The following is a 7,440-nucleotide window of genomic DNA, read 5'->3' as shown; positions in this document are numbered from 1 at the left end:
GCCTTATCGGGGGCAAGCCCCCTCCCACATTTTGATCTGTGAATACATTCAAGTGTGGGAGGGGGCTTGCCCCCGATAGCAATGGCTGAGGCACTACACCTCATCAATATGCTGATATTCCAACTGCAACCCACTCGCCAATTCCCGAGTCCGCCCCAACCTGATCGGCCCGCGTTCGATATCCACCAACATCCCCGGGCACCCGAGCACCGGCAAACCGTGGATGTCCTTGAGCCGGCCATCTGTAATCACCAGCAAGCGCTGCTGCTCGGCCGGACAGCGCTTGCGCCGCGCCGCCAGCCACTGCCCGGCTTCGCTGAGCGCCGCGAGCAACGGCGTGCCACCGCCCGCCCCCAGTTGCTCCAGCCAGCCCGCCAGGCTTTTAGCCGCTTTCAGCCCCTGTACCTGCCACTTGGGCACTTGCCCACTCGCGGTCAGCAGCGCCATCCGCGCCCGTTGGCGATAAGCGTCATCAAACAGCTGCGCCAATAACCCTTTGGCGTCGGTCAATGCCCGATGCCGCCGGGTGGACGCCGACGCGTCGACAATCACCAGCCATAACTCATGGGCTGAACGACTGCGCAGGTGGTAAAGCAGGTCCTCACGGGTTTGCGGTCGCCCCCCCAGCAAGGTGCCAGGCCAATTGATCGCGCCCTGCCTAGCGCTGCGCGCCTTGCCCTGCCTGCCCCTGTCCAGTCGCCCCGCCTGGGGCCGGGCATCCGCCCCCGTGTCAGGTCGGGGGCGGATGCCTACGGCTTTTTTGGCCAGGCCGGCACGTCGCGGCGAGCGCCCGTCGGCAGTGGCGGCGCGGGCATATCGCCCCATTGGCCCTGGCCGGGCGAGGTGTCCGAGGGTTGCGGCGACTGCCCTTGATTAGGAGGGCTCGCCGGTGGAGATTGCTCCTGGCGACGATGGCGCAAGGCAAACTCCGCGACCGCTTCTATATCTTCCTCAGCGATGGCGCTGGCCCCCCGCCAAGCGGCGTGCGCCCTGGCGCCGCGCAGCCAGACCAGGTCGGCGCGCAAACCATCCACACCGGCGGCAAAGCAGCGCTCGGTGATCTGGGCCAACGCCTGGTCGTCCAGCGCAATGCCCTCCAGCCGCGCCCGCGCCTGGGTGCAGCGCTCACGCAAGGCCGCCTGTTGCTCGGCCCACTCGGCGCAGAACGCTGCAGCGTCACTGTCGAAATCCAGACGCCGACGGATAATCTGCCCGCGCTCGGCGGGCAAGGTCTGGCCGCTCAGCGCCACATTAAAACCGAAGCGGTCGAGCAATTGCGGGCGCAACTCGCCCTCCTCCGGGTTCATCGTGCCGATCAGCACAAAACGCGCCGAATGCCGGTGGGAAATCCCGTCGCGTTCGATCAGGTTGGTGCCGCTGGCGGCGACGTCGAGCAAGAGGTCGACCAGATGGTCCGCCAGCAAGTTGACTTCATCCACATACAGCACTCCGCCATCCGCCTTGGCCAGCACGCCCGGCGAAAACTGCGCTCGCCCTTCGCCCAGCGCGGCGTCCAGGTCCAGGGTGCCGACCAGACGTTCTTCGCTGGCGCCCAACGGCAGGGTAACAAACTGGCCACTGGCCAACAGGTCCGCCAGCCCGCGCGCCAGGGTCGACTTGGCCATGCCGCGTGGGCCTTCGATCAGCACGCCGCCGATCTTGGGATCGATGGCGGTCAGGCACAGCGCCAGCTTTAAATCGTCGGCGCCGACCACAGCGGACAGCGGAAAATGGGGAATATCAGTCATTCAGGTTCTCTTCAAATTCTGCGCTACAGACAATTATTCCTAAGCACGCTCTCTCGTGGCGAGCCGGCCTCTAGTGGCGAGCGGGCTTGTTGTGGCGAGCGGGCTTGCCCGCGTTGGGCTGCGAAGCGGCCCCTTGTAAAGCTGATCGTATGCTTCCTGAAAAACCGCAGTTTACGGGTTTAGGGCTGCTGCGCAGCCCAACGCGGGCAAGCCCGCTCGCCACAACTACGACAAGCTCGTTTGTCAGGGCACGTCGAGTTCCGGCGACCCTAGTCCTCTTCTATATCCAGCAACAGATTTTCCAATGCATCCCCAAGCGCGCCTCGTGGCGAGCGGGCTTGCCCGCGTTGGGCTGCGAAGCGGCCCTTTGTAAAGCTGATCGTATGCTTCCTGAAAAACCGCAGTGTACGGGTTTGGGGCTGCTGCGCAGCCCAACGCGGGCAAGCCCGCTCGCCACAACCATAACAAGCCCGCTTGCCAGGAGACGGCCGCTCGTCACGACATGCTCGTTTGTCAGGGCACGTCGAGTTACGGCGCCTCTAGTCTTCTTCTATATCCAGCAACAGATTTTCCAATGCCTCGCGATACGCGCCTGGCGCTTGCCACATGCCACGCTGCTGGGCTTCGAGCATGCGCTCGGCCATGTCGCGCAGCGCCGCGGGGTTGTGCTGTTGCACAAAAGCACGGGTGTCGGGGTCCAGCAGGTAGGCGTCGGCGAGCAAGGCGTATTGATGATCGTCGATCAGCGCGGTAGTGGCGTCGAACGCGAACAGATTATCCACGGTCGCGGCCATTTCGAACGCGCCCTTATAGCCATGACGCTTCACGCCGTCGATCCACTTGGGGTTGGCCGCGCGGGAACGGATCACCCGGTTCAGCTCTTCCTTCAACGTGCGGATCCTGGGCAAATCAGGCTGGCTGTGGTCACCATGGTAGCTGGCGGCCTTGGCGCCGCTCAGGGTTTCCACGGCAGCCAGCATACCGCCCTGGAACTGGTAGTAGTCGTTCGAATCGAGCACATCGTGTTCGCGATTGTCCTGGTTCTGCAGCACTGCCTGCACCTGGCTCAGGCGCTGGGCGAATTGCTCACGGGCAGCGGTGCCCTCATCGGAACCGCCGTAGGCGTAGCCGCCCCAGTTCAGGTAGACCTCGGCCAAGTCCTCACGGCTTTGCCACAGGCGCCCGTCGATCGCGCCCTGCACACCTGCGCCATAAGCGCCCGGCTTGGCGCCAAAGATGCGCCAGCCGGCCTGCTTCGCCGCCTGCGTCTCATCCAGGCCAGACTTGAGCAAGGCATCGCGTTCGCTGCGCACCTTGGCGGCCAGCGGGTTCATGTCATCCGGTTCATCCAGCGCGGCCACCGCCTGCACCGCCGCATCAAACAGGCGGATCAGGTTGGCGAAGGCATCCCGAAAGAACCCGGACACGCGCAAGGTCACGTCAACGCGTGGGCGGTCGAGCAAACTGATCGGCAGGATCTCGAAGTCATCCACCCGCTGGCTGCCCGTGGCCCACACCGGGCGCACGCCCATCAGCGCCATGGCCTGGGCGATATCATCACCGCCGGTGCGCATGGTCGCGGTGCCCCACACCGACAGGCCGAGCTGGCGCAGGTGGTCGCCGTGGTCCTGCAGATGCCGCTCAAGAATCAGGTTGGCCGACTGGAAGCCGATCCGCCAGGCCGTGGTGGTTGGCAGGTTGCGCACGTCCACGCTGAAAAAATTCCGACCGGTCGGCAGCACATCCAAGCGCCCACGACTCGGCGCGCCACTTGGCCCTGCGGGTACGAAACGCCCACTCAAGGCATCGAGCAAACCGCGCATTTCCGCCGGGCCGCAGGCATCCAGGCGCGGCGCAACGACGATGCGCAGGCTCTCGATCACCGCCTTCACGTCCTCCCAGCCAGGCTCTTCCAACTGTTCCAGCGGCCCTTCCAGCGCCTGCTCGATCAAGCGCGCCGCGTACAGATCCAGCCGTTCGCGGGTATCACCGGCAGTGCGCCATACCTGAGCATCGATAGCCTGCAATACCTCGGGCCGACGCCCGGTCCAGGGTTCGGCCAGGGCGCAGTCGAGCGGGTCAAAACCCAGTTCGAAAGCAGTGGCCAACACCCGCAGCAGGCTCGACTGCGGGCCACGGCCGTCACCACGGGGGATGCGCAACAACGCCAGCAAGGTGTCGATGCGCAAGCGGCCCTCGGGCGACTCACCAAAGATGTGCAAGCCGTCGCGGATCTGTGATTCCTTCAAGTCACACAGGTAGGTATCCAGACGCGGCAGCCAGACCGCAGCGTCGGCATCGTTATCCAGCTCCAGCTCCTGGTCGATACGGGTTTCGCGCACCAGCTTGAGGATGTCTTTCTGCAGCTCGAGGGCACGTCGCGGGTCGAGCAACTGCGCCTCGTAGTACTCGTCCGCCAACAGTTCCAGGTTACGCAGCGGGCCATAGGTTTCGGCGCGGGTCAGCGGCGGCATCAGGTGGTCGATGATCACCGCCTGGGTGCGCCGCTTGGCCTGGGCGCCCTCGCCCGGGTCATTGACGATAAACGGGTAGATGTTCGGCAGCGGCCCCAGCAGCGCATCCGGCCAGCAGTGTTCCGACAGCCCCACTCCTTTGCCCGGCAGCCATTCGAGGTTGCCGTGCTTGCCCACGTGGATCACGCCATGGGCGCCGTAGGTGTGGCGCAACCAGAAGTAGAACGCCAGGTACGCATGGGGCGGCACCAGGTCCGGGTCGTGGTACACCGCGCTGTGGTCGACCTGATAACCCCGCGCCGGCTGGATGCCGACAAACGTCAGCCCCAGGCGCAGACCGGCAATCATCAGGCGACCGTCGCGAAACATTGGGTCGTTGTGGGGCGTGCCCCAGCGCGCCAGCACGGCCTGCTGGTTGGCCAGTGGCAGGCGCTTGAACATGACGTCGTAGTCGTCCAGCCCCAGGCTTTGGTGGCACGGGCGCAGGTCGAGGCTGTCGAGGTCATTGGTCACGCCGCCGAGCAAATCGTGGATCAACGCGGTGCCACTTTCGGGCAGCGCATCCGGCAACGGGTACCCCTCGGCGTGCAGCGCACGCAGGATATTCAACGCCGCCGCCGGAGTGTCCAGGCCCACGCCATTGCCGATGCGGCCATCGCGGGTCGGGTAGTTAGCCAGGATCAGCGCGATGCGTTTGTCGGCATTCGGCACCCGCGCCAGCTCGACCCAGCGCCGCGCCAGTTCGGCGACAAAGTCCATGCGCTCGGGCGCGGCGCGGTAGCACACCACGTCCGACTGGCTGCGCTCGCTGCGCCAAGCCAGGTCCTTGAAGCTGATCGGGCGGCTGATAATGCGCCCGTCCAGTTCCGGCAAGGCAATATGCATCGCCAGGTCGCGCGGGCCGAGGCCTTGCTCGCTGGCCTCCCAGCCGGGTTGGTTATCTTGCGCGCAGATCGCCTGGATCACCGGGATATTGCGGCGAAACGGGCGCAAATGCGGGGCTTCGGGGCTCGATTGGGCAAAGCCGGTGGTGTTCAGAATGACCGCCGCGCCAACCTCATCCAGCAGGTCTTCGACCACCGACAGGCAGCCGGGCTCTTTCAGACTGGCCACGGCCATCGGCAACGGGTTAAGGCCCGCCGCCTGCAAGCGTTGGCAGAACACGTCGATAAAACCGGTATTGGCCGCCTGCAAGTGGGAGCGGTAGAACAGCACCGCCGCCACCGGCCAGTCGGCGTGCCAATCTGCCTGCCAGTCATTCAGGCGGGCGTTGGCGTTTTGCGGGTGATAAATCGCCGTGCGTGGCAGCGTTTGGGGCTCGGCCCAGGCATAGTCGCGGCCCAAATAGCCAGTGGCCAGGCAACGATAGAAATCCAGCGCATTGCCCAGGCCGCCCTGGCGCAGGAACTGCCAGAGCCGATCACGTTGCTCGGCGCCGACGGTGCTCAAGCCGCTGAGTTCAGGGTCGGGGCGATCGTCCCCTGGCACCAGGATCAGTTGCACGCCGCGCTCGGCCAGCTCCACCAGCCGCTCGATGCCGTAACGCCAATAACCAATGCCGCCATGCAGCGAAATCAAAATGACCTTGGCGTGGCGCAGCACTTCATCGACGTACAGGTCCACCGAGGCATGGTTTTGCACCTGCATCGGGTTGGCCAGGCGGAAACTGGGGTAATCCTCGGGCAACTGCTGGGCCGCTTCGGCCAGCAGCGCCAGGCTGGAATCACCGCTGCACAGGATCACCAGTTCAGCGGGGGTCTGGCCAAGGTCGGCAATATTGTCGTCCGAGACGAAACCACCGGGCTGGGTCCTGAGCAGGTGCATGGGTTATACGCTGAGGGCGGCGCGCAATTGCGCTTCGAGGCCCGCCGCGTCCAGTTCCTGGCCGATCAGCACCAGGCGGGTGATTCGGGCTTCGTCAGCGCCCCAGGCGCGGTCGAAGTGCTTGTCGAAACGCGTGCCCACGCCTTGGATCAGCAGGCGCATCGGCTTGTTCGGAATCGCCGCGAAGCCTTTGACGCGCAGGATGCCGTGTTGCACCACCAGCTGGGTCAAGGCGTCGAGCAGCAGCGCTTCGTCGGCTTGCGGCAGGTCGATGGAGATCGAATCGAAAGCATCGTGGTCGTGGTCGTGGTCGTCTTCACCGTCGTGGTGATGATCGTGATGGCTGTGGCGGCCGTCGATGTGCTCTTCGGAGCCGGCGCCCAGGCCGATCAGCACGTCCAGCGGCAGGCGACCGCTGCTGGCTTCGATGATCTTCACCGCGGGCGGCAGTTCTTCGGCGACTTCCAGGCGCACGCGGGCCAGGTCTTCGGGGCTGATCAGGTCGGCTTTGTTGAGGATCACCAGGTCGGCGCTGGCCAGTTGGTCGGCGAACAGCTCGTGCAGCGGCGACTCGTGGTCCAGGTTCGGATCAAGTTTGCGCTGGGCGTCCACCTGGTCGGGGAACGCGGCAAAGGTGCCGGCGGCCACGGCCGGGCTGTCGACCACGGTGATCACTGCGTCAACGGTGCAGGCGCTGCGAATTTCTGGCCACTGGAAGGCTTGCACCAAAGGCTTTGGCAGGGCCAGGCCGGAGGTTTCGATGAGGATATGGTCGAGGTCGCCACGACGGGCAACCAGTTCGCGCATCACCGGGAAGAACTCTTCCTGCACGGTGCAGCACAGGCAGCCGTTGGCCAACTCGTACACGCGGCCGTTGGCTTCTTCCTCGGTGCAGCCGATGGTGCACTGCTTGAGGATTTCACCGTCAATGCCCAGCTCGCCGAACTCGTTGACGATCACGGCGATGCGACGGCCTTGGGCGTTGTCGAGCATATGGCGCAACAAGGTGGTTTTGCCCGAGCCGAGGAAGCCGGTAACGATGGTGACGGGGAGTTTGGCCAGTGTTTTCATCGGATGCCCTTTGGGGCGGGCATACGGGACGATAGGCCCTGCGGCGGCGCGCAGAAGCGGATTTCGTCACCGGATCACCCCGCCCGGTTGAAGTAGAAAATCGGTTGCGAGGCAGGTCTCCTGGCTTGGGGCGTGCGGGTCTTGCGACCGGCGCTGGCTGCGCCTTCCCGCCTTAATGGCAGTGGCGTGGCAGTCAGATGAACCCTTTACAGTTGCGGGGGCAGCCGCGGCTTGGACCGCGTTCCCTTCTTAGCTTAGGCCTGGGCCTAAGAACCTCGAGGGTGCAAGGCTACGCATTGCTTGGGGGGTGGTCAATGATGGGG

General features: G+C 64.9%; 4 protein-coding genes and 1 riboswitch. All 4 genes read right to left on the bottom strand.

All coding sequences use genetic code 11. From position 1 onward, the window contains the following. Positions 1-93: 93 nt before the first annotated feature. A complete protein-coding gene (locus tag GIW02_RS26620) occupies positions 94-696 on the bottom strand; it encodes a VWA domain-containing protein (RefSeq protein WP_236422205.1) in 603 nt (200 codons plus the stop codon). Positions 697-749: 53 nt separating this feature from the next. Beyond that, positions 750-1,748, bottom strand: a complete 999-nt coding sequence (locus GIW02_RS26615) for an AAA family ATPase (RefSeq protein ID WP_236420030.1) — start codon at positions 1,746-1,748, stop codon at positions 750-752. 539 nt (positions 1,749-2,287) lie between these two features. After that, positions 2,288-6,046 carry a cobaltochelatase subunit CobN gene (gene cobN / locus GIW02_RS26610; protein ID WP_236422204.1) on the bottom strand — a complete coding sequence of 1,253 codons (3,759 nt, stop codon included), beginning with the start codon at positions 6,044-6,046 and terminating at the stop codon, positions 2,288-2,290. A 3-nt stretch (positions 6,047-6,049) separates the two neighbouring features. Further along, positions 6,050-7,117: a cobalamin biosynthesis protein CobW gene (gene cobW, locus GIW02_RS26605; protein WP_456361680.1), complete on the bottom strand. Its 1,068-nt coding sequence runs from the start codon at positions 7,115-7,117 to the stop codon at positions 6,050-6,052. A gap of 93 nt (positions 7,118-7,210) precedes the next feature. Then, positions 7,211-7,410: riboswitch (cobalamin riboswitch) on the bottom strand. Positions 7,411-7,440 lie beyond the last annotated feature (30 nt).

The organism is Pseudomonas syringae, from assembly GCF_021606685.1.
In the GTDB taxonomy this organism is placed as follows: Bacteria; Pseudomonadota; Gammaproteobacteria; order Pseudomonadales; family Pseudomonadaceae; genus Aquipseudomonas; species Aquipseudomonas syringae_R.
Note: the sequence above shows the minus strand (reverse complement) of the source record. Positions and strands in the feature narration are given on the sequence as shown.